The 18,272-nt window shown below is 60.8% G+C and carries 20 protein-coding genes and 1 riboswitch; of the genes, 5 read left to right on the top strand and 15 right to left on the bottom strand.

Features of this window, described 5'->3' with window-relative positions; all coding sequences use genetic code 11:
* Nucleotides 1–19: 19 nt before the first annotated feature.
* The 3 genes from phnD to AC1DWQ_RS06525 form a co-directional block, all read right to left on the bottom strand.
* A complete protein-coding gene (phnD, locus tag AC1DWQ_RS06535) occupies nt 20–985 on the bottom strand; it encodes a phosphate/phosphite/phosphonate ABC transporter substrate-binding protein (protein WP_477668887.1) in 966 nt (321 codons plus the stop codon).
* A gap of 296 nt (nt 986–1,281) precedes the next feature.
* A complete protein-coding gene (locus AC1DWQ_RS06530; RefSeq protein WP_477668886.1) occupies nt 1,282–1,797 on the bottom strand; it encodes a DinB family protein in 516 nt (171 codons plus the stop codon).
* A complete protein-coding gene (locus tag AC1DWQ_RS06525) occupies nt 1,797–2,003 on the bottom strand; it encodes a DUF1737 domain-containing protein (protein ID WP_477668885.1) in 207 nt (68 codons plus the stop codon). The genes AC1DWQ_RS06530 and AC1DWQ_RS06525 overlap by 1 nt, the downstream gene beginning before the upstream one ends.
* 273 nt (nt 2,004–2,276) lie before the next feature.
* Here AC1DWQ_RS06525 and AC1DWQ_RS06520 point away from each other — a divergent pair, with 273 nt between their 5' ends.
* Nucleotides 2,277–2,876: an OmpW/AlkL family protein gene (locus tag AC1DWQ_RS06520; RefSeq protein WP_477668884.1), complete on the top strand. Its 600-nt coding sequence runs from the start codon at nt 2,277–2,279 to the stop codon at nt 2,874–2,876.
* 65 nt (nt 2,877–2,941) lie between these two features.
* Here AC1DWQ_RS06520 and AC1DWQ_RS06515 read toward each other — a convergent pair whose 3' ends face one another.
* The 5 genes from AC1DWQ_RS06515 to AC1DWQ_RS06495 form a co-directional block, all read right to left on the bottom strand.
* Nucleotides 2,942–4,255 carry a D-amino acid dehydrogenase gene (locus tag AC1DWQ_RS06515; RefSeq protein WP_477668883.1) on the bottom strand — a complete coding sequence of 438 codons (1,314 nt, stop codon included), beginning with the start codon at nt 4,253–4,255 and terminating at the stop codon, nt 2,942–2,944.
* Between the two features lie 110 nt (nt 4,256–4,365).
* Nucleotides 4,366–4,487, bottom strand: a riboswitch (glycine riboswitch).
* Nucleotides 4,488–4,683: 196 nt separating this feature from the next.
* Nucleotides 4,684–5,220 (bottom strand): GrpB family protein, encoded by a 537-nt coding sequence (locus AC1DWQ_RS06510; protein ID WP_477668882.1) that lies wholly within the window; start codon nt 5,218–5,220, stop codon nt 4,684–4,686.
* A gap of 197 nt (nt 5,221–5,417) precedes the next feature.
* Complete coding sequence (locus AC1DWQ_RS06505) at nt 5,418–5,900, bottom strand: thioredoxin domain-containing protein (protein WP_477668881.1); 483 nt, start codon at nt 5,898–5,900, stop codon at nt 5,418–5,420.
* On the bottom strand, nt 5,897–6,631 hold the full coding sequence (locus tag AC1DWQ_RS06500; RefSeq protein WP_477668880.1) for an alpha/beta fold hydrolase: 735 nt from the start codon (nt 6,629–6,631) through the stop codon (nt 5,897–5,899). Before AC1DWQ_RS06500 ends, AC1DWQ_RS06505 begins: the two co-directional genes overlap by 4 nt.
* Nucleotides 6,632–6,661: 30 nt before the next feature.
* Nucleotides 6,662–7,894, bottom strand: coding sequence for a CaiB/BaiF CoA transferase family protein (locus AC1DWQ_RS06495; protein WP_477668879.1), 1,233 nt, complete (start codon nt 7,892–7,894; stop codon nt 6,662–6,664).
* A gap of 688 nt (nt 7,895–8,582) precedes the next feature.
* Between AC1DWQ_RS06495 and AC1DWQ_RS06490 the strand changes: the two genes are divergently transcribed.
* The 4 genes from AC1DWQ_RS06490 (at nt 8,583) to AC1DWQ_RS06475 (ending at nt 11,875) form a co-directional block, all read left to right on the top strand.
* Nucleotides 8,583–9,713 carry a hypothetical protein gene (locus tag AC1DWQ_RS06490; protein ID WP_477668878.1) on the top strand — a complete coding sequence of 377 codons (1,131 nt, stop codon included), beginning with the start codon at nt 8,583–8,585 and terminating at the stop codon, nt 9,711–9,713.
* Nucleotides 9,714–9,732: 19 nt separating this feature from the next.
* Nucleotides 9,733–9,918, top strand: a complete 186-nt coding sequence (locus AC1DWQ_RS06485) for a hypothetical protein (RefSeq protein ID WP_477668877.1) — start codon at nt 9,733–9,735, stop codon at nt 9,916–9,918.
* A gap of 675 nt (nt 9,919–10,593) precedes the next feature.
* Nucleotides 10,594–10,974, top strand: a complete 381-nt coding sequence (locus AC1DWQ_RS06480) for a DUF1801 domain-containing protein (RefSeq protein ID WP_477668876.1) — start codon at nt 10,594–10,596, stop codon at nt 10,972–10,974.
* 4 nt (nt 10,975–10,978) lie between these two features.
* Nucleotides 10,979–11,875 carry a hypothetical protein gene (locus AC1DWQ_RS06475; protein WP_477668875.1) on the top strand — a complete coding sequence of 299 codons (897 nt, stop codon included), beginning with the start codon at nt 10,979–10,981 and terminating at the stop codon, nt 11,873–11,875.
* A gap of 100 nt (nt 11,876–11,975) precedes the next feature.
* Here the strand turns inward: AC1DWQ_RS06475 and cynS are convergent, their stop codons facing one another.
* From cynS to AC1DWQ_RS06440, 7 genes are all read right to left on the bottom strand, one after another.
* Nucleotides 11,976–12,419, bottom strand: a complete 444-nt coding sequence (cynS, locus tag AC1DWQ_RS06470) for a cyanase (RefSeq protein WP_477648254.1) — start codon at nt 12,417–12,419, stop codon at nt 11,976–11,978.
* 46 nt (nt 12,420–12,465) lie between these two features.
* Nucleotides 12,466–13,263 (bottom strand): ABC transporter ATP-binding protein, encoded by a 798-nt coding sequence (locus AC1DWQ_RS06465; protein WP_477648255.1) that lies wholly within the window; start codon nt 13,261–13,263, stop codon nt 12,466–12,468.
* Between the two features lie 46 nt (nt 13,264–13,309).
* Nucleotides 13,310–14,173: a nitrate ABC transporter permease gene (gene ntrB, locus AC1DWQ_RS06460; RefSeq protein WP_477648256.1), complete on the bottom strand. Its 864-nt coding sequence runs from the start codon at nt 14,171–14,173 to the stop codon at nt 13,310–13,312.
* Entirely contained in the window at nt 14,170–15,537 is a 1,368-nt protein-coding gene (locus AC1DWQ_RS06455; protein ID WP_477668874.1) for a CmpA/NrtA family ABC transporter substrate-binding protein, read from the bottom strand. The genes ntrB and AC1DWQ_RS06455 overlap by 4 nt, the downstream gene beginning before the upstream one ends.
* A 322-nt stretch (nt 15,538–15,859) precedes the next feature.
* Nucleotides 15,860–16,279 carry a CBS domain-containing protein gene (locus AC1DWQ_RS06450; protein ID WP_477667612.1) on the bottom strand — a complete coding sequence of 140 codons (420 nt, stop codon included), beginning with the start codon at nt 16,277–16,279 and terminating at the stop codon, nt 15,860–15,862.
* A gap of 152 nt (nt 16,280–16,431) precedes the next feature.
* On the bottom strand, nt 16,432–17,091 hold the full coding sequence (locus tag AC1DWQ_RS06445) for a response regulator transcription factor (protein WP_477667613.1): 660 nt from the start codon (nt 17,089–17,091) through the stop codon (nt 16,432–16,434).
* Nucleotides 17,088–18,263: a sensor histidine kinase gene (locus AC1DWQ_RS06440; RefSeq protein WP_477668873.1), complete on the bottom strand. Its 1,176-nt coding sequence runs from the start codon at nt 18,261–18,263 to the stop codon at nt 17,088–17,090. The genes AC1DWQ_RS06445 and AC1DWQ_RS06440 overlap by 4 nt, the downstream gene beginning before the upstream one ends.
* Between the last annotated feature and the right edge of the window lie 9 nt (nt 18,264–18,272).

Here is an 18,272-nt window from a genome sequence, read left to right as displayed (position 1 = left end):
GTGAGCGACCGTGGGGGCCTTACTTCTTTTGACTGGCGCGGTAGACCTGCATCACCGTCGCGAAATCGCGATCAAAGTTGATGGGCAGGAATGTGTCGTTGCCGGGCAGCTGCTTTTTCAGTGTGGGCGAGAAGCTGTAGCTGAACGAGCATTTCTTCACGCGTGCCTGCAGTTCGGGCGAAACGTCCTTGCTCATGGTCCAGGTTTCCGTCATGAAGGGCGGGCTTTCCCAGATCGTGCGAATGCTCGAGCCCTTGACGTCACCCTTGACGACCATGCGCTGGTACAAATCGCTGGCCACAGCTGCGGCCGGATAAAAACCATGCATCACGCCCGTGACGGAGCGCTCGTGGCCGTTGGAGAACACGACTTCGTAGTCCTTGTCCGGCGTCAGGCCCAGCGCCGGGAACAGCGCGCGCGGCGCGAGGTTGCCCGAGTTGGAGGTGGGTGTGGTGTGCGCGATTTTCTTGCCAATCAGGTCCTTCGGTTCCCTGTACGGGCTGTCGATGCGGGTGATCAGAATCAGTTTGTAGGAGTTGCGCAGGCCCGTGGCCTTGTTGCCCGGAACGCCAAACGGCGCCGGCTGGCCGGCGGTGACCAACTGCGCAGCCAGGCCGGGGTTGACCTGTGCCAGCTGGACCTTGCCGGCCGAGATACCTTCAATCAGCTCTTTTTCACCGAGGATGTCGATGTTGCTGGTCTTGTCCATCGATTCGCCTTGCGCGTTTTGCAGGTCGATGTTTCCGCAGCGTGACAGGTGGCTGAAGTAGTCGCCCCACAAGGCCATGGTTTCGCTCTTGCCATAGGTCTTGGGCATGGCCACGACCATTTTTTCGCGTGGGCCGGAATATTTTTCGGGCGCGGGGGTAGCAGCCGCAGCTTTCGCCTTGCGTGCAGGCTTTGCCTCGTCGGTCTGGGCTGTTGCTGAACCCAGGGCGCAAGCGGCGCTGGCCAATATTGCGGCATGGCGCAGATAAAACTTCATCTTGATCACTCCAGTTGTCTATGAAACCGATACGCAGGAATGCCGGTTTGTGTGCCCTTGGCCGCACAAACCGCGTTCCCAGCCCAATCAGTGTGCATGACGGTGCATCAAAACGAACTTTTTGTTACATTCGAATGAATACCTTCGTGACATAAATCAGCGTATCTGCGTCAGAGGCTGTTGTTTTTTCATTGAAAAGATGGCGCTGGCAACCTGTAAGCGCCTGGGCGGCGGCGAATACTGCGCCTCAGGATACGCGCGTGCTGTGCGGCGGGGGGGGGGGGGCGGCGGACGCCTCAAGCGGCGAGCGAGGCGTCGATTTTGCCGAGCAGCCATTGCAGCCCGGCCAGGTGCTGCTGGTCGTGGCTGCACAGGTAATGCACCAGGCTGCGCAACGTGAGTGCGCCGTAACCTTCGAATTCCGCCGTACGGCCAAGTTGCCCGGGCGTGATGCCCGACAGCATGGCCATCGTCCGGGTGCGCGCTGCCCGAAACGCCGCGATGGCCTCTTGCGCATCAGCGGCCGCGTAGTCGCGTTGCTTTTCCAGCACGTAGCCGTCCAGTGATTCCAGCACGGGGCTGGCCTCTGACAAGGTGCGCTGAAACCGCACGTGATAGCCGTCAATCTCGATGTCCCTGATGTGGCAGATCTGCGCGAGGGCCGTGAAGTTTTCGCTCGGAATGCCTTCCCACGACGGCGGCGTCCAGCGCTTGTGGCTTTCAGGAATCGCGTCGTAGAACTGCTCCAGCTGGCGCGGAAAATCCGCCATGGCCTGGAGCGTTGCGGGGTTCAGGGGCAGCGCAGGGCTCATCAGCCGGCCTTGCGCAGCGAAGGCCACAGCACCGCCTGCGCCACGATCACGTTCTCGCCATTGAAGGTCGCCGCCGGCGAGCCGTAAAGCTCGTAACCCATGGCAAGCACCTCACTCACCCGGCGGCAAAAGCTCGCGTCATCCGGGCCGGTAAGGAGCCTGTAGGTGGGAAGACCGTCGGGGGGCGTGGTGGCGGGTGATGTCATGGCGGCAAGCGGCTGATGAACGGAGGGCGATATTACCGTGTCCGTGCAGATGCTGCAGGTGTTGTTGGTCGTGACCGCGGAGGTAGTGCGCGCCGACACGCAGGATCCGGGCGCCCGCCAGCCACCGAAGGCGCTACCCCTATTTGAGCTGCCGCAAGGTTTGCGCTGATTGCGTTGACGGCTGGGCCGCATTTGCGCCAGATCAAGCCGCCCAACGGGCCGTACGGCTCCAATCAATGACGGGAATGTTCCCGTCTCTTCTGTTACTTACCCATGAAAAAGCAAATCATTGCCGCCGCTGCCCTCTGCACCCTTTTGTCGGGTGCCGCTTTTGCCCAAACCGCTGAAGGCCCCTGGCTGGTCCGAGCGCGCGCCGTCCACCTGGACAGCGCCAACGGTGACAGCACCGGCCTCGGGCTGGCCATCAACAACAAGTGGATGCCGGAGTTCGACATCAGCTATTTCCTCAACCCCAACTTCGCAGTCGAGCTGGTGCTGACGGTTCCGCAAAAGCACACGCTGTCGTCCCGCGGCACCGCCATCGGCAGCTTCAAGCACCTGCCGCCCACGCTGATGGCGCAATACCACTTCGACTCGCTGGGTGCGGGCGCCTTCAAGCCCTATGTCGGCGCGGGCGTCAACTACACCCGCTTCAGTGCGGTCAGCCTGCCGGCTGGCGTGGACATCAAACGCAGCAGCTGGGGCCCGGCGCTGCAGGTCGGCGTGGACATTCCCCTCGGCAAGCAGCTGTCCCTGAACTTCGACCTGAAGAAGGTCTACATCCGCACCGACGTGTCCGCGGGCGGCGCCAACATCGGCACGTTCAAGGCCGACCCGATGTTGTTGGGTGTGGGGCTTGGCTGGCGGTTTTGAGCAGAAAAGGGTGAGACGCCCAAACTTGCGCGTCTCTTCTCGCGGGCGCTTGCGGCGGCGCGGGTTCAGGCCTTTGCCATCCCCGGCAACGCCATCACACGCCCCGGCGCCGCCATCCCCGTAAATGCAAAGTCGACTTCCGGCACGCGCCCGCTCACGATGTCCGCAATCGCCGCGCCCGAGCCGCAGGCATGCGTCCAGCCCAGCGTGCCGTGGCCCGTGTTGAGGAAGACATTGGAGGCCTTGCTTTTGCCGATGTAAGGCACATTGCTCGGTGTGGCCGGCCGCAGGCCCGTCCAGAACTGCGCGCCTTCGCCGTCCGTCATGTCGGGAAAGAGTTGTTTTACACGGCGCACGATGGCGTTGCAGCGCACCAGGTTCAGCTCGGTGTTGTAGCCATTAAGCTCGGCCGTGCCGGCAATGCGCAAGCGGTTGCCAAAGCGCGAGAACACCAGCTTGTATTCGTCATCCGTCAGGCTGACCTGATAGGAAGCGGCTTCGTTGATCACTGGCAGCGTGACCGAGTAACCCTTGGCCGGGTAGATGCGCAGGCTTTGCCCCAGCACCTTGGCCCACTGCGCGCTGAAGGCGCCCAGGCACATCACATACGCATCGGCTTTCAGCATCTCGACCTTGCCGCCGGCCTCGCCGCTGCCCATCGCCACCTGCACGCCATTGAGCTGCCCCTGCGCGGCGTCCAGGCCCAGCACCGTGGTGTTGTACAAAAATTTCACACCGGCCTGCTCGCAACGCGCAGCCAGCGCGGCGGTAAAAGCGCGGGCGTCACCCGATTCATCGCTGGGTGTCATGCTGCCGCCCACGATGCTGCCGCGGCATTGCGCCAGTGCGGGCTCAATCGCCACACATTCGTCGGCCGTCTTCATGTCGAGCTCGCAGCCGTGCTCGCGCATGATGCGTGCGGGCTCCTGCGCCGCGTCGTACTCGGCCTGGCTGGTATAGAAGTGCAGGATGCCCTTGGTCTGCGCGTTGTACAGCAGGCCCAGCTCGGCGCGCAGTTTTTGCAGCGCGCCGCGGCTGTACATGCCCAGGTTCACGATCTGCTTGATGTTTTGTGCCGTACGCGCGGGCGTGCAGTTGCGCAAAAACTCCAGCCCCCACAGCCACTGGTTCACATCGGCGCGCAGCCTGAAGAGCAGAGGCGCATCTTCACGCGCCAGCCATTGCAAGACCTTGAGCGGCGCGCCCGGGTTGGCCCAGGGTTCCGCATGGCTCACCGATATTTGCCCGCCGTTGGCAAAACTGGTTTCCATCGCGGCCGCGTTGCGGCGCTCCACCACCGTTACTTCATGGCCGCGTTGCGCCAAATACCAGGCCGTGGTGATACCCGTGACACCAGCTCCCAAAACCATGACTTTCATGACGATTCCTTTTCATTCAAGCAGAACATTGCAGTTGCGCAAGTGCAATGCCTTGGGGTGCTTGAATCAAAAAGAAACGTGGCAACCGCCAAGCCATCACATGCTTGCGGCCGCTTCCACTGTCCTTGTTACCTGAGAGATTCAGCCGCTGCTTTGATGTCGATGACAAGCTTCGGCTTTGCTCCTTCGGTGCGCTGCACCTTGCGTGCGGCGTCTCTCCAGACGGCTGTGTGTTCCGGGCAGTACGGGACCTGAGCGATTATGGAAGTTTGCGCCTTCGGTGGCTGCCTTGTGGGGCAGCGCTCTCCTGCTTGAACGGGTTTGAATTTACCACCGAAGCCTGTTTTGCCAAGCGTGAATAGGGCGTTCAGTACAGGTCTAGCGGGTTGATTCAGCGGCTTAATAGTAGGAAGCAGGGCGGCTCAGCCTTAGCTGGCCGCGTTCACAAACGCGGCTTTGGCATCGGTATAGGCCTCGCGGTCACCCGGGTGCCTGGCCGCCAGTTCCGCCTTGAGCGCGGCATAGCGCGCCGCCAGCGCCGGGTCCGAACGCAGGGCGTCGCGAAAACGCAGGCGCTGCGCCCACACCTCGCCGCCGTGCACCACCAGGTGCAGGTGATGCGTGCGCCGCCCCTCTGCCCAGCGCATCAGCCATTTGCGGTCAGACAGCGAGGCATTGAATTCAGCGGAGGTCGTGTAGCCGTTGGCGCACAGCGGCGCCAGAAGCGCTTCAGCCGCCGCGATTGATTCCACACCGGCCAGCATGTCAATCACCGGTTTGGCCGCCAGGCCGGGCACGGCCGTGCTGCCGATGTGCTGGATGTCGATCAGGCGGGCCGGCAGCTGGGGGGAGAGCGCAAGCAGGCGGTCCCGCTCAGCCACAAACTGCTGGGGCCAGGCCGGGTTGTAGGCCTGCAAGACCACTTCCTCGTGGATAGCGGCAAGCAGCGATTCCTGGTCAGTCATGCGCGTGACGGCTGGCAGGTTGTTGTGCAGGGGCAAAAAACGCTGTGCGACACGCCAGAATCCTTTGCGGGGTCATTTTTAAGGCGGTTTTAAGCATAAAAAAGGCCATTTGCCCAATCAGTAATTGCGCGAGCAGCTATTAAAACAATAGCAACCAGAAATCCCCACGGCTGCGAATGGGGCGGTCTGCATTTCATTCACCTGAGCGCCAGCACAGCTTTGCGCGCCTGTGCCAGCCGCTCTTCCAGATAGGCACCATAAAAGTCGACAGACGCCAGGCCGACCAGCCGTTCCGCCAGGTCTTGCCCGGCCGGGCCCAGAAACAGCACCGTGGGGGTGAAGCCGGCCTTCCATGCCGCAACCTGGGCGGCGGCCGTCGTCACCTGGCCGTCAAAGCCGGTCAGCGGTGTCGCGCGGTCGCTGATGTTGAGCTGCCAGGCGTGCAGGCTGCCATCGCGTTGCCCCGGCAACAGGTAGTTGCGCCGCACCAGTTCGCAGAAGGGGCAGCCGGGCAGGCTGACCAACAGCACCAGTGGTTCATTTTTGGCGAAGGCGATTCCAGCGGCCGCCGGCAAAGAGGCCGGCACAGGCAGGGCCGTGTCTTTGGCCAGCGCGAGCTGGGGCACGGCCAGCCCGGCTGCCAGCACGGCAGTGAACTGGCGGCGGCTCACCAGGGTCATTCAGCGCTTTCCAGCAAAATCTTCGTCAGCGCAGCCGGTTCGCTGATCATGGGGTCATGGCCGGTCTTGATCTCCACCACGCGCGAATTCGGCAGCCATGCACCGTCCCAGAACTTGGCGTCCTTCACGCGCAGCCGGCTCGGCTCAATCGTGGCCAGTGCCGGCTGCGTGCAGCTGACAAAGGTGCGCGGCACAGCGGCCACGCGCTTCACGTCAAAGTCCAGCGGTGCCTGGTAGGTATTGCCGGGGTGCGGCGTCTGTCGGCGCTTGACCCATTCACGGTCGGCATCGTGCAGGCCGAACACCTCCGGGTCGGGCGCCGGAAAGCTGAAGCTGGGTGAAGCTTGCGCCGCCGCCATGCGCTGCTGCTGCGTGGCGCTGGCCTGCGTGCTGCTCCAGCTCTCGCCGGGCTTGGGCACCACCGCATCCACATACACCAGGTGCTTGATGCGGTCGGGCATGCGGTCAGTGACGGCCGTGCCGATCATGCCGGCATAGGAATGCACCGCGAGCGTCACCTCGTGCAGCTCTTCCGCTTCGATCAGGTTGATCACGTCGTTGATGTGCGTGTCCAGGTTGATCGTGGGTGAGAGCAAATGGGCGCGCTCGCCCAGGCCGGTCAGTGTCGGCGTGAACACCTTGTGGTGGTCCAGCTGCAGTGCCTGCGCCACGCGCCGCCAGCACCAGCCGCCATGCCACGCGCCGTGCACCAGAACAAAATTGTGTTTCATCGAGTCACCTCTTTGTGGAAGGTTGCTGCATCAAATGGTTTTGCCACCCTTCAGTTCAGACAGCTTGGCGTCTGAATAGTTCAGCACGCCGCGCAGCACCTCTTCGGTGTGCTGGCCCAGCAGCGGCGGCGGCAGGTCGGTGCGCACCGGCGTCGCGCTCAGGCGCATCGGGCTGGAGACCAGCTTCAAGTCATCTTTCACCGGGTGCTGCCACTCGGTGACCATTTTGCGCGCCTCGATCTGCGGGTCGGCAAACACCTCAGCCAGGCTGTTGATGGCACCGCACGGCACCTTGGCCGCTTCCAGCGCGCCCAGCCAGTCGGCCTTGCTGCGCGTTTTCATCACCGCTTCCAGGATCGGCACCAGCTGGCCGCGGTTCAACACGCGGTCGCGGTTCTTGGCAAAGAGCGGGTTGGTGGCCAGCTCCGGAATGTTGGCCACCGCGCAGAACTTCGCATACTGCGAGTCATTGCCCACCGCGAGGATCAAGTGATCTTTGCTGCCATCCGCGGCCGGGGCCACTTCAAACACCTGGTAAGGCACGATGTTCTGGTGCGCATTGCCCGCACGGCCCGGCGCCTTGCCGCTGACCAGGTAGTTGGCGCCCAGGTTGGCCAACATCGCCACTTGCGTGTCCAGCAGTGCCATGTCCACCTGCTGGCCCTCACCGGTTTTCTCGGCATGGCGCAACGCAGCAAGAATCGCCACCGTCGCATACATCCCCGTCATCAAATCCGCCACCGCCACGCCCACCTTCTGCGGCCCGCCGCCCAGGTCGTCACGCTCACCCGTCACACTCATCAGACCGCCCATGCCCTGGATCGCGTAGTCATAGCCGGCACGGTCGGCATAAGGCCCCGTCTGGCCGAACCCGGTGACAGAGCAGTAAACCAGGCGCGGGTTGATCGCTTTCAGCGACGCATAGTCCAGCCCATAGCGCGCCATGTCGCCCACCTTGAAGTTCTCGACAAACACATCGCAATGCGCCGCCAGCTCACGCACCAGTGCCTGGCCTGCGGGTTGGGCAATGTCGCAGGTGACGGAGCGCTTGTTGCGATTCGTGCCCAGGTAATAAGCGGCTTCGGTATCCGCTCCCTGCGCATCCTTCAAAAACGGCGGCCCCCAGGTCCGCGTGTCGTCACCCGTGCCGGGCCGTTCAATCTTGATGACGTCGGCGCCGAGGTCGGCGAGTGTCTGGGTACACCAGGGGCCTGCGAGTACGCGGGAGAGGTCGAGGATGCGGATGCCGGATAGGGAGTTCATGGGGGCATTTTGCCCTCATGAAGGCTGCTAGCCATCGCGCCGCCATTTCCCAGGGAGCGCGGGAGGAAAACAGGCTGGTCGGTGTCCGTTCAGGACTTTGGCTGTTACTCCTTCTCCCTCTGGGAGAAGGTTGGGATGAGGGCTGTCGGCCAGCGTCGTACTGCAGCCTGAATCAATCGATATGTCTTGTATGGCAAAGACTTGCCTGACAGCTCCTCCGATTGGAGGATGACCTCAGCCGTGACTGACCAACCCGGAATGCATTGCCCGCGATGGGTGTTTTAGACATCTATCTAGAGGATGACAGGCAGTGGCAATCGACGTTTAATTATTGCGGCAACAGCACCACTGCAACGATGTTTACATAGGAGTTCACGATGACTGACGCGACCCAATCCCCCTCGCCTCCGCCTCCGCCTCCGCCTCCGCCTCCGCCTCCGCCTCCGCATTCACCGCCGACACCAAATAACCGGCCGACAACCGAAACGCCATTTCGCGGATTCGGCTCAGCAAAGAAGAACTCGCGACGCTAAAAAGGAGAGACCATGTCATCGATATCTGCAATCGGCCGAAATCCGAATCCTGATCCGCGTCCTCATCCATCTCCGCAGCCAATTCCTGAACGAAAGGATTCCCCTTTCCGCGGTTTCGGCTCGGCGCTGCGTAAAAAGCGAAAGGACTAACTGCCATGTTTAACAAAGGATGTGTGACGTGTCGGCTCCGAGTTTTACGATTCGGGTGGAGGATCCTTGCGCCAAACAACAACAATTCTCAGGTTGCGTTGGCCATTGTGGTCATTGCCTTCTCTTCGCTTATCGGTCTCCTTTGCGCCTTCATGTATGGTTTGGCGTCGCGCAGTACCGGAGGTTGGAACAGTCTTACCGGTGGATTTGTGGCCGTGCTTGCATGCGTCGGTGCCTTTTCGGCTGGTGGGATGCTCGGGTTGCTGTTTGGATCGCCCAACTGGGGCGGTGCAGGCGTGCAGGTGAAAGAAGGCAATGGCGAGAAACCGCAGCAGGGGATCCGCCCCAATACGAGTTTGGAACGCATCGCCGATTGGCTGACAACGATGATTGTGGGTCTGAGCCTGGTGAATTTGAGAGCCATCGAAGAGCGCTCCAACGTCCTTGGGGTGTGGTTGACGCAGGCGATTTCGGGAAGCACTAGTGCCGGCAATGGAACGCCTGGCATCGTCATTGCCATTTCTTTCGCATTTTTCGGCTTCCTGCTCGTTTACCTATGGGCCATGCGGTTCTTGCCAGCTGAGTTGCGCAGTTCATATTCTGATCTGTCGGCACAGATGCAGGACATCAAAAGCAGCATCAACGATATCGAAGTCAAATTCCGAAAGGAACCCCTTTACAAAGTACCCGCGGACACACTGACTAGAACGGAAACAAGGCTGATGGCCGAAGGTGTGGACGAAGCAACTATCAAGGAGGTGACTCGTCGTTACTCTGCCGCGCAAGCGATAGACGACGAACCCATGAAGGATTTCGGACCTACTGATGCACAGGGCTATCGCGTATTGGTCAAGGTGAGTAATGTGGGCGGTAGACAGTGCCAGATCGAAACACGAGTAAAAGTGCCGGACGGCAGTACCGCAACGAAAGTATTCTGGCTGTTTCACAACACTTTCACCCCAGGGTTGATTGACGAGTGCCCCATTAAGGACGGGTATGCCACTTACACAACGATGGCCGACGAGTCATTTTGGCTTGGCGTGATAGTGCCGTTGGCCGGCGCAGACTCTGTTCGCCTAGCGATGAACCTGGCCGAGGCCGACGGAGCACCCGAAGCCTTTAAAGCCAAAAGCTAACTTTGAAAGACAGACGATCATGTCCACAGCGAAGAAATCATTGATTCTCAAGGTCTCGTCCAAAAAGGCACCAGCCAAGAAAGCTGCGGCAAAGAAGGCACCAGCCAAGAAAGCCGCCGCAAAGAAAGCGCCAATTAAGAAGGCTTCAGCGAAAAAGGCGCAGAGCCCTTTTCGCGGATTTGGCACTGTGGCAAGAATGGGATAGCGCTTGTTTATTCGTCAAAGTATCCAGTCCGACTACTGCGCGGTCTACGCAACAGCAATGTGTTTGTCAGTGTCCGGCACACCTACGTCGCGCAAAGATGCTCTGAGATTGTTTGGCGTGCGTCCGCGGTACTGGGTAGGTGCCTCGCATACCGACATCCGCCGTGCCGTTGTGACGGTTCGGCCAGACATCAAAAGTCGATGGATGCATATTAGGCAACCAACACCACAGAACGTGATTAGCTCTTTAGAACTAGTTGCAGCCCGAGGCGCACCGGCCATTGTGGCTGCATTCTGCAGGCATCGTCATCTGGGCCTGACCTGCGGCCATGCCTTTGTACTCATGCCCGGTCAGCTTCCGCGCTTGATAATTCTCGATCCGCTCGGTCCTGTGCCTCTGCCCTTGCAAAACCACAATGCTGAGATTGAACGCCCCGATAAGCAGCGACAGCGCTTGCTGGCTGTGCGAGGCTCTCCTTGGGACATCTCCTTGGATAAGCCGGTTTCTCTGCTTCGCGTTCCTTTTCTCGCTGACCAGTCCCGCGATCAATGATGCACAGCCGCGAATAAGCGCGCTTTAGATATAGAAATCGGCGGTACTCGTGGCGTCACCTCCCTGCACCTTGTAGCTTAGTTACCTCATATCGATTGGCTGGTGTAATCTGTTTCAGTCATGATGAAGAAAACCATCCCAGCCGCTAGCCCTGATGCTTATGTCGCCGCGCTGTCCGGCTGGCAGCGTGCGACAGTTGAGCAACTGCGGGCCGCCGTCTTGGGCAGTGCCGAGCTGGATGAAGTCATCAAGTGGGGCCATCTGGTCTATCTGTCGAATGGGCCTGTGCTGCTCATTCGCGCTGAGGAAAGTCGCGTATTGTTCGGCTTCTGGCGAGGCCAACGTCTTCGCGAGATGGATCCGCTGCTAAAACCCGGTGGTAAGTACGAAATGGCGACGAGAGAGTTTCATGAGGGTGATGAAGTCAACCTCGCCTTGTCGGGCCGTCTTGTCAAAGAATCGGTACGGCTTAACAAAACACTCGGCGACCCCACCAAGCTCTAGCATCATGCTTGGCGCTGAACTTCAAGAAATCCCGCGCAACCGGCCAATAGTGCTGCGAAACCTCACTTGCCCGTATTGTGGATGTGAGCTAAACGAGGAATTCACTAAAGAGCACGTGATTGGGAAGAGGTTCGTTCCGGTTGGAACTCTGTATCAAGATTGGAACCTGATTGTTCGGGCGTGCAAGCCGTGCAACGGACGAAAATCTGACCTTGAGGACGACATCTCTGCCATCACAATGCATCACGATGCTTTTGGCAACTCACCTTCGCCAGAAGCTGCGGTGGAGGCTGACAGAAAGAAAGCCAAGAGTCGAAGCCGTCGCACCGGAAAACCAGTGGGAGAGAGTGCCGAGAGCATGACGCTGCGCACCCAGCTCGGCAACTCAGTCACGATGACGTTTACCTTCACAGCACCACCTCAGATAGAGAGCGATAGGGCTTTCGAACTTGCTCGACTGCAGATGATGGCTTTTTTCTACTTCCTGACCTACAGCGAACAGACTTCGCGTGGGCAATTCTGGAGGGGGACGTTCGTGCCATTGATAGAGGCGAGAAAATCCGACTGGGGAAATTCCATTCACCTCTCCTTCATGAATGCCGTTGTCATGTGGGAGCCGAGACTTTTAGTTTCAACTGCTAAAGACCACTTCTCTGCAGCGATTCGTAGGCACCCAACCCATCGACTCTGGTCTTGGGCTGTGGAATGGAACAAGTCGTACCGAGTCATTGGATTTTTCGGTGAAGAATCGGCCGTGCGAGAGGCTGTTGAGCAGATCCCACGGCTTCAGATCACTTCCATTGCCGAAGAAGGGACGTGGTGGGTTAGACATCGTACTGATACTTCACTGAAAGAAGGGGAGGACAAACTCTTCCATTGGTGTGCGGAGCGTGATACTTAACCCCTTCGCACAACCGGAGGGCAACGGTGCGCTATCAAGTCAAGGTTGCAGAAGTACCCTGTCTTTTGCCTGTCGCTCACAACCCTTCTAGGCAGGGAATTTAATAAGTCTTATACGGCAAAAATTTCCCCGACAACACCACATTCACCCGATCACCCTTGGGATCCGGCTGCCGCACGATGTCCATACTGAAGTCAATCGCGCTCATGATGCCGTCGCCGAATTCTTCGTGGATCAGTTCCTTGATCGTGGTGCCATAGACGCTCACGATTTCGTACCAGCGGTAGATGAGGGGGTCTGTGGGTACGGGCGTTGGCAGTGAGCCTTTGTAGGGCACGACTTGCAGCCACTTCTGCTCTTCGGCGGTCAAACCAAAAATCTTGCCGATGACTTTGGCTTGTTTGGCGTCAAAGGTCATCTGGCCCAGGCAGCCGGCGGTAACCCATTCCTTGCTGAGGCCGACCTTCTTCGCGACGGACTCCCAGGTGATGCCTTTGCTGACTTTGACGGTGATGATTTTTTCGGTGATGTCGTTGCGGTTCATAGTTTGCTCCTGTATGTGAGATGGGTGAAGTGAAAAGCGGGAATGGTCAATGCGCCTTGGCGCGGGTGACGAGGAAATCGACGATGTGGTTGCGCAGGTCGTAGTAACCGGGCAGGTGGTGCAGGCCGGCGCGGGTGCGTTCCCGGGGCAATGGGTTGATGACTTCTTCGGCGATGCGGCCGGGTGCGTAGACGCCGTCGTTGTCGGTGCCGTTACTCATCAAGAGGATGCGGTCGGCGAGCAGGATGGCTTCGTCCACGTCGTGGGTGATCATGAAAACCGTTTGCTGTGTCTCGCGCACGATGGCCATGAGTTCGTCCTGGATGGTGCCGCGTGTGAGTGCATCTAGTGCACCAAAGGGCTCGTCGAGCAGCAGCATCTTGGGCTGGATGGCAAAGGCGCGTGCGATGCCTACGCGTTGCTTCATGCCGCCTGAGAGCTGCGACGGTTTTTTGTCGATGGCGGGTGTCAGGCCCACCATGGCGACGAACTTTTCCACATGCGCATTGACTTGCGCCGAAGTCCAGTCGGCCCAGCGTGACACCACCGCAAACGCGATGTTCTTGCGCACGGTGAGCCACGGCATGAGCGCATGGCTCTGGAACACCACGCCGCGCTCCAGGCTGGGGCCGCCGATCTCGCGGTTTTCCATGAAGATGTGGCCGGCGGTGGCGCTGTCCAGCCCGGCCAGCACATTGAGGATGGTGGTCTTGCCGCAGCCCGAGTGGCCGATGATGCAGACGAACTCACCCTTGCTGATGGTGAAGGACACGTCGGCAAACACCGGCCGGGCGGGCGTAAAGGCTTTGCTCAGGCCTTCGATCTTGAGGAATCCCTGCTGCATGTTGTGTTCTTTCATTGGCGTGGCGACAGGGGCGCGCGCAATAGGCTCACTCCACATAAGTGACGACCTTCTGTAGTTGAGCGAAGGCCAGGTCCAGCAGCATGCCGACGATGCCGATGACCAGGATGGCGAAGATCACGTTGGTGAGTGAGAGGTTGTTCCACTCGTTCCAGACGAAGTAGCCAATGCCGGTGCCACCCACCAGCATCTCGGCCGCCACAATCACCAGCCAGGCAATGCCCATGGAGATGCGCATGCCGGTCAGGATGGTGGGCGCCGCCGCCGGCAGGATCACCTGAAAGGCCTTGCGCAGGGGGCCGACTTCGAGCGTGCTGGCCACGTTGAGCCATTCGCGCTTGACCGAGGCCACGCCAAAGGCGGTGTTGATCAGCATGGGCCAGACCGAGCAGATAAAGATCACAAAGATGCCCGAGATCGATGAGTCCTTGATGGTATAGAGCGCCAGCGGCATCCACGCCAGCGGCGAGATGGGCTTGAGCACCTGGATGAAGGGGTCAAACGCGCGGCGCAGCAGTGGCGACATGCCGATCACAAAACCCAGGGGTACGGCCACCGCGCAGGCCAGCAAAAAGCCCAGGCCCACACGCGCCAGCGAATGGCCGAGCTGGATCAGGATGCCCTTGTCGTTGGGGCCGTTGTCATACAGCGGGTTGGACACCTGCTTCCAGATGGCTGTGCCCATCTGGCCCAGCGTGGGGAAACCGGTGGTCTTGGTGTTGCCAGGGTCCTTGCCCATCATCTTCTGGTATTCGATCTGCTCGGCGCTCAGGCCCGCCGTGCTGGCTGCCGGCGTACCGGATGCGGGCAGCGTGGCCACGTACCAGATGCCCAGGAAGGCGAAAAAGATAAGCAGCGAGACCAGGCCCGCCTTGAGGTTCAGGGATTTCATGAAAGCTTGTTGATGCTGAAGCTCTTGACGTAGTCGTCTGGTTTTGCAGGGTCAAACTCCTTGCCCATCACCTTGAACTTCTTGTAAGCGCCTTCGGGCGGCTTGAAGCCGGCCAGCGCCATCTGCTTCTTGGCGTCGGTGAGCATGAAGACCTTTTCGGCGATCTGTTTGTAGTTAACCTCGCCCTTCACATAACCCCAGCGCTTCATCTGCGTGAGCATCCACACCGCCATGCTCTGCCACGGCACCGGGTCGAAGTTGGCGCGGTCCGGCACGTTGCGGATATTTCCCAGGCCGTCGGCGAACTTGCCTGTGAGAACCTGCTGCAGCACGGCCTCGGGCTGGTTGAGGTATTGCGTAGGCGCGATCACCTTGGCGATCAGGTCGCGGTCTTTCGGCTGGCTGGCCATGAAGGATGCGCCCAGCACGGCGCGGTAGAGCGCGGCAAAGGTGTTGGGGTTCTTCTGGATGAACTCGTCGCTGACGCCAAAAGCGCAGCAAGGGTGGCCGTCCCAGATTTCCTTGGAGAGGATGTGGATGAAACCGACCTCGTCGTACACCGCGCGCTGGTTGAAAGGATCAGGGCCGAGGAAACCGTCGATATTGCCGGCGCGCAGGTTGGCCACCATCTCGGGTGGTGGCACAACCCGCAGCTGCACGTCGGTGTCGGGGTTCAGGCCGTTCTCGGCCAGGTAGTAGCGCAGCAAAAAGTTATGCATGCTGTACTCGAACGGAATCGCGAACTTGAACCCTTTCCAGTTCTTCGGATCGCGGTTGTTCTTGTGCTTCACATGCAGCGTGATGGCCTGGCCATTGGTGTTCTGGATGCTGGCCACATTCATGTTGACCTGGTTGGAACCGAGACCCATGGTCATTGCCAGCGGCATGGGTGACAGGAAGTGGGAGGCGTCATGCTCCTTGTTGATCATCTTGTCGCGTATCAGCGCCCAGCCGGCGGTTTTGTTGAGCTGGACGTTCAGGCCTTCTTTTTTGTAAAAGCCCAGCGGGTCGGCCATGATGAGCGGGCTGGCGCAGGTGATGGCGATGAAGCCGATCTTCAGATCCTTCTTTTCCAGGGGCACGCGGTCTTGCGCCATGGCCTCCAGCGCACCGAGCGGTAGCACCGAGGCAATCGCAGCGCGCGCCGTGTTGGCGCCCACCGCACGCAGGAAGTTGCGGCGCACGCTGTCAACCGGGAACAGCGCCTTCACCAGGCTGGCTTCCATAAAGCTGTGTGAGAGCGCTTGCGGGCTGGCGGCAGACGCGTCGGCGGCATGGTGATCGGCCGCGCTGTGGTCCCTGCCGCAGCTGCATTTGAGCATCAGGGGCTGGTCGGCGTCGTAGGGAGAAAAGAGGTCAGACATGGCGCGCACCTTTCTTTGGAAGATGCGCCTGACTTGCAAGCAGCGGGCCAATTTGGGCCAATTGGGGCGAAAGCGCGGCAGCTGCCGCATTTCGCTGTGGATGCCATGACAGGGTGTAGGGCATCCACTACAAAAACCGGCCCGCAAACAGCAACCACGGTGCCGCCATGCTGGTTTTGGCTGCGCAGGCCTGCGCGCAGGCAGATACGTCAGCTGGTTTCTTTCACCTTCAGCAGCGTTGCGCCGGGCTCACGGTGGCGCACCGGTTTTGTCACGCACCAAATTCGCGCAGGGCGCGGGCCCTGCCTCTACCTCTGCTGGCTCAGGCCGGAGACGAGATGTCGGCCAGTGACTGCCCCACATCCTCTTCGTCCTGGCCCTTGACCGCGATATCGCCGATGGAAATGATGCCGGCCAGGCGCTGCGAGCCGTCCAGAACCGGGAGACGGCGAATCTGGCGGGACGCCATGTCTGCAAGGACCGTGTCGAGGTCGTCAGTTTCACGTGCGGTATGTATGTCGGTGCTCATCACGGTAGACAGCGGCGTGCCGCCGTTCAGGCCCTCCGCGACGGCGCGCAGCACGATGTCGCGGTCGGTCACCATGCCGAGCAGCTTGTCGCCCTCGCACACAGGGATCACGCCCACGTCGAGCTCGCGCATGGCTTTCGCGGCGTCTGCCACGGTATTGCCGGGGGCCATGGTTCGCACGTTGCGGGTCATCACGTCGGTGACGGTCGTCATAAAAATACTCCTTGGATGGGTGAGCTTGGGTCTGGGCTGGGCGATATCGGAACGACATCGCCGTCTGCAGCCAGCATGCCCCGCGCGTGCGTGTTTTTTCCGGTCATGGGTACCCGAGCGGCCGTAGGACAAGGCCGTTTGACGTGTTGCGGTCAGCTGTCGGCAGGCGCCCTGCCATGGCGCTCGGCATACAGTGCCAGTTCCACGTCGTTTTTGGCGCCGGTTTTTTCCAGGATGCGCAAGCGGTAGGTGCTTACGGTGTTGGACGCAAGGCCCAGTTGCGTGCCGATCTCGCCCACGGACTTGCCGGCCGTGAGCAGGCGGAACACCTGGTGTTCACGGTGCGACAGGGCTTCGGCGCCGCTGCGTCCCCCGCTGCCGCCGACGGCGCTGGCCAGCGCTTCGGCCGTGGCGGCTGAAACGTACAGGCCACCGGCCGCCACCTTGCGCACCGCGGCAATCATGTCATCGGGGTTGGCACTTTTATTCAGGTAGCCCGCCGCCCCCAGCTTGATACAGCGCACGGCGTACTGCTTCTCAGGGTAGGTGCTGAGCATCAGCACAGGCAGGCGAGGCCAGTTTTTCTTGAGCGCCTGCAGCACATCCAGGCCATCGCGCTCGGGCAAGGCAATGTCCAGCAGCACGGCGCTCAGGCCTTTGTCCCCACCCAACGCGTCGACGCGCTGCAGGATGTCGGGGCCGGTCTCCGCTTCGGCCACCACTTCAATTTCGGGCGCGTCGGCCAGCACCTGCTTGAGGCCTTCACGCACGATGCGGTGGTCGTCGCCGATCAGGATTTTGAGGGTGCTCATAACTGGATCCGAAGGTGAAGGAGAGAGCCGTGGCCGACCCGGCTGGTGATCTCCAGGCTGCCGCCCAGGTGGCGCGCGCGCTCCCGCATGCCCATCACGCCATAAGCATTGGCTGCTTCAAAGGCGGCGGCTTCGGCGCCGCGGCCGTTGTCCTGCACGGCGATGCTGATGTCTTTGGCTGTGGCCCGTATGGTGATGGCCACGCGGCTGGCAGCCGCATGCCGGCCTACATTGCTGAGCATTTCCTGGAAGATGCGAAAGATGGCAATCGCTGAAGCCTCGGGCAGCGGTACCGCATTGGCCACGTCCATTTGCCAGTCCAGCGCCAGTTCGGCCGACTGCACGAATTCATGGGCCTGCCAGTCCAGCGCCGCCCACAGGCCCTGGTGGTCCAGGATGCTGGGGCGCAGGTCGGTGATGATGCGGCCCACGTTATCGACCGCGCTTTCAATCAGCCGGCCCATGTTCTGGCATTTGCTGCGCATGGTGTCGCGCATGGCCTGCGCGTCGCCGGGTTCGCGCTGCTGCTGTTCGCCCAGGCGTTTGTCGAGCCAGCCCACGTCCATCTTCAGCGCCACCAACAGGCTGCCCAGCTCGTCATGTACCTCGCGCGCGATGCGCGTGCGTTCTTCCTCGCGCACAGTGTGGGTGTAGGCGGTGAGCTCGCGCAGGTGCTGCAGCGCTTCAGACAAGGCCTGGGTGCGTTCGCTGACGCGTTGCTCCAGCACCGCATGCGCCTGGCGCAGTGCGTCTTCGGCCTGGCGGCGCCCTGAGATGTCGACAAAGGTGACCACCGCGCCCTGCACCACGCCGCCTTCGACGATGGGGTGCGACGAATATTCGACCGCAAACGCGCTGCCGTCCTTGCGCCAGAACAGCTCCGTGTCGATGCGGCAAGGCAAGGCCTTGCGAAAAGCGTTGAAGATGGGGCAGAGGTGCTCGGGGTAGTGCTCGCCGCCGGCATGCGAGTGGTGGGCCAGCTCGTGCATGTTGTGGCCCAGCACGTCGGCGGGGGCATAGCCCAGTTGCTCGGCGCCGGCACGGTTGATGAATGTGCAGCAGCCATCCATGTCGATGCCGAAAATGCCTTCGCCGGTGGATTCGAGCAGCTGTGACAGCTTGTCGCGCCAGACAGGCTGGTTGGCGCCGGGAAGGTGGGCGGGTGCGGGCATGGCGTAGTT

The sequence above is a fragment of the Polaromonas sp. P2_G11 genome (assembly GCF_056403595.1).
The sequence above is the reverse complement of the archived record's forward strand: the minus strand, read 5'-3'. Positions and strand labels throughout refer to the sequence as shown.

Bases quoted from the DNA above. Each gene is read 5' to 3' on its own strand.
- phnD (WP_477668887.1), bottom strand. From the start codon at position 985: ATGAAGTTTTATCTGCGCCATGCCGCAATATTGGCCAGCGCCGCTTGC.
- AC1DWQ_RS06530 (WP_477668886.1), bottom strand. From the start codon at position 1,797: ATGAGCCCTGCGCTGCCCCTGAACCCCGCAACGCTCCAGGCCATGGCG.
- AC1DWQ_RS06525 (WP_477668885.1), bottom strand. From the start codon at position 2,003: ATGACATCACCCGCCACCACGCCCCCCGACGGTCTTCCCACCTACAGG.
- AC1DWQ_RS06520 (WP_477668884.1), top strand. From the start codon at position 2,277: ATGAAAAAGCAAATCATTGCCGCCGCTGCCCTCTGCACCCTTTTGTCG.
- AC1DWQ_RS06515 (WP_477668883.1), bottom strand. From the start codon at position 4,255: ATGAAAGTCATGGTTTTGGGAGCTGGTGTCACGGGTATCACCACGGCC.
- AC1DWQ_RS06510 (WP_477668882.1), bottom strand. From the start codon at position 5,220: ATGACTGACCAGGAATCGCTGCTTGCCGCTATCCACGAGGAAGTGGTC.
- AC1DWQ_RS06505 (WP_477668881.1), bottom strand. From the start codon at position 5,900: ATGACCCTGGTGAGCCGCCGCCAGTTCACTGCCGTGCTGGCAGCCGGG.
- AC1DWQ_RS06500 (WP_477668880.1), bottom strand. From the start codon at position 6,631: ATGAAACACAATTTTGTTCTGGTGCACGGCGCGTGGCATGGCGGCTGG.
- AC1DWQ_RS06495 (WP_477668879.1), bottom strand. From the start codon at position 7,894: ATGAACTCCCTATCCGGCATCCGCATCCTCGACCTCTCCCGCGTACTC.
- AC1DWQ_RS06490 (WP_477668878.1), top strand. From the start codon at position 8,583: ATGTTTAACAAAGGATGTGTGACGTGTCGGCTCCGAGTTTTACGATTC.
- AC1DWQ_RS06485 (WP_477668877.1), top strand. From the start codon at position 9,733: ATGTCCACAGCGAAGAAATCATTGATTCTCAAGGTCTCGTCCAAAAAG.
- AC1DWQ_RS06480 (WP_477668876.1), top strand. From the start codon at position 10,594: ATGAAGAAAACCATCCCAGCCGCTAGCCCTGATGCTTATGTCGCCGCG.
- AC1DWQ_RS06475 (WP_477668875.1), top strand. From the start codon at position 10,979: ATGCTTGGCGCTGAACTTCAAGAAATCCCGCGCAACCGGCCAATAGTG.
- cynS (WP_477648254.1), bottom strand. From the start codon at position 12,419: ATGAACCGCAACGACATCACCGAAAAAATCATCACCGTCAAAGTCAGC.
- AC1DWQ_RS06465 (WP_477648255.1), bottom strand. From the start codon at position 13,263: ATGCAGCAGGGATTCCTCAAGATCGAAGGCCTGAGCAAAGCCTTTACG.
- ntrB (WP_477648256.1), bottom strand. From the start codon at position 14,173: ATGAAATCCCTGAACCTCAAGGCGGGCCTGGTCTCGCTGCTTATCTTT.
- AC1DWQ_RS06455 (WP_477668874.1), bottom strand. From the start codon at position 15,537: ATGTCTGACCTCTTTTCTCCCTACGACGCCGACCAGCCCCTGATGCTC.
- AC1DWQ_RS06450 (WP_477667612.1), bottom strand. From the start codon at position 16,279: ATGACGACCGTCACCGACGTGATGACCCGCAACGTGCGAACCATGGCC.
- AC1DWQ_RS06445 (WP_477667613.1), bottom strand. From the start codon at position 17,091: ATGAGCACCCTCAAAATCCTGATCGGCGACGACCACCGCATCGTGCGT.
- AC1DWQ_RS06440 (WP_477668873.1), bottom strand. From the start codon at position 18,263: ATGCCCGCACCCGCCCACCTTCCCGGCGCCAACCAGCCTGTCTGGCGC.